1 protein-coding gene is annotated in these 2,579 nt (G+C 66.2%); it reads left to right on the top strand.

Features of this window, described 5'->3' with window-relative positions; all coding sequences use genetic code 11:
• Positions 1-651: 651 nt before the first annotated feature.
• Positions 652-2,579, top strand: a 1,928-nt coding sequence (locus tag Msi02_RS43745; protein WP_505745420.1) for a right-handed parallel beta-helix repeat-containing protein, incomplete at its 3' end; no start/stop codon positions are given.

Below are 2,579 nucleotides of genomic sequence, written 5' to 3' on the forward strand. Positions count from 1 at the left end.
TTCCTCACGATCGCAGTAAAAGTATGACTCTGCGAGCCGTGTCACCCGCAGGCTGTCCGGGACGTGGCATCGTGAGTACGAAACATCATCGCGATTCACGCGAGGCGGTCCGCCCGCACGGGAATGCCTGTGTGGATTTCCGCTGATCAGAGACTTCTGGTCGTTACGACGAGATGACGTTTACATGCCTGCCGTGAAAATTAAGTGTTCTTAAGGTCTTGACGGGCCTCGGTGCTCGCACCCGTAATTGGTAGCTGAGCACCCGGAGGACGCTTCTTCCGGGCCCCTGCGGCTGGACCACACGGCGGGTGTGTGGAGGTGTGTCGCATGCCTCCGCACCGTGGTCGGCCACGTCGGCTTCCATCACCTCACTCCACCCGATCCCTCGTGGTGGCACGTGAGGACCGCGCCACCATGGAGAAGCACGTGACCGATCGAATTGAGCATCCGTCCCCCCCTGTCGCGGTGTTGAGGCCGCTTCTGGTTGGTCTCGTCATCGCGGCGCTGACCGCCGCGATGACAGTCGTCGCATCGGCCACGGCAGCCCGTGCCGCCACCACGACCCTGTACGTTTCGCCTTCGGGCACCGGCAGCACCTGTTCGTCGGCTCAGCCGTGTTCGCTGTCGGGGGCGCAGACGGCGGTGCGGTCGTTGAACAGCTCCATGTCCGGCGACATCGTCGTGCAACTCGCCGACGGGGTGTACCGGCTCTCCGCGCCGCTACGGCTGACCGCCGCCGACTCGGGCAGCAACGGGTATCAGGTGGTGTGGCAGGCGGCCCCGTCGGCGCATCCCGTCATCAGCGGCGCCAGGGCGGTCACCGGCTGGACGCTCGCCAACCAGGCGAAGAACATCTGGCAGGCCAACGTCGGCGCCGGAATCGACACCCGGCAGCTGTATGTCAACGGCGCCCTCGCGACGCGTGCGCGTACCCAGGTGAACCGGTCGGACTTCACCGCCACCGGCTCCGGGCTGCGGTTCGGCAACAGCGCGCTGAGCTACCTGAACAACCTGGCCGGCCAGAACCGGGTCGAGCTGGAGAGCGTCGGTTCGTTCACCGACCGGTACGTGCGGGTGCAGAGCATCAGCGGCAACTTCATCACGATGCAGCAGCCCAGCTGGAACAACAACATTTTCGGGTACGACGTGTTCACCAGCCCGCACCGGGCCGGTCCGCTCTACATCGAGAACGCCTACGAGTTCCTCGACTCGCCGGGTGAGTGGTACATCGACCCCACGACCGGTGTGCTCTCCTACATCCCTCTCGCCGGGCAGAACATGAGCAGCACCAGCGTGGAGTTGCCGGTGTTGCAGTCCCTGGTGGACGTCGGCGGCACCTACGACGCGCCCGCGCACCACATCACCTTCAGCGGGATCACCTTCAGCGGCACCAGCTGGCTGGGGCCCAGCAGCAACCAGGGCTTCGCCGACCAGCAGACCGGCGCCTACATCGCGGGCAACTGGAACTGGCCCGGCGACCTGCCGAACTCCTGCCAGGAGGGCTGCCAGCAGTTCGAGGCCACAAGGCCGAACTGGTACCAGATGCCCGCGGCGGTGCAGGTGTCGGCGGCCAACCACATCACCTTCACCGACTCGCAGTTCGTCAACCTCGGCCAGACGGCCGTGGGCATCGGCAACGACGCCAACGCGCACGCCAGCGGTGTCGGCCTGGGCGCCAGCGACATCACGGTCACCCGGTCCGAGATCGCCCGCAGCTCGGCCGGCGGCATCGTGGTCGGCGGCGTGCGCGCCGACGCCCACCACCCCAGCGACCAGCGGATGGTCAACCGCAACATCACCATCACCGACAACCGCATCCACGACCTGGGGCTGGACTACCGGGGCATCGTCTCGGTCCTGACCACCTACGTCACCACCACCGACGTGTCCCACAACGAGGTCTACAACATGCCCTACACCGGCATGTCGATCGGCTACGGGTGGGGCGCCAACGAGCCCGGCGGCAGCACCCAGTACGCCAACCGGGGTCTGTACAACTACCAGCCGCGGTACACCACGCCCACCACCGCGTCGGGCAACAAGCTCGTCGGCAACTACGTGCACGACGTCATGCAGCAGATGACCGACGGCGGCTGCATCTACACGCTGTCGTGGAACCCGAACGCGCTGATCAGCGACAACTACTGCCTGCGGACCAACGGCTGGTTCGGGCTCTACTTCGACGAGGGCTCCAAGTACTACACCGTCAGGAACAACGTCTTCTCGAACACCGGCACCTGGGCCACCGCCAACTACTGGGGTGGCGAGAACATGGGCAACTTCACCGTCACCGGCAACTGGTCGACCAACGGCAGCACCAACATCACCAACGGCGACCGCGGCAACGTCGTCAACAACAACGTGACCGTCACCAACGGGCAGTGGCCGTCGGGCGCCCAGTCCGTGATGGCCTCCGCCGGGCCTCGGAACGGTACGTCGACGCCCTCGCCGTCGCCGTCGTCGCCGTCGGGGAGCACGAGCGCGCTCAAGGGTGTGGGGTCCGGGCGGTGCCTGGACGTCAGCGGGGTGTCGCAGGCCAACGGCGCTCAGGTGCAGATCTGGGACTGCAACGGCCAGAA

The sequence above is a fragment of the Microbispora siamensis genome, from assembly GCF_016863095.1.
Classification (GTDB): Bacteria; Actinomycetota; Actinomycetes; order Streptosporangiales; family Streptosporangiaceae; genus Microbispora; species Microbispora siamensis.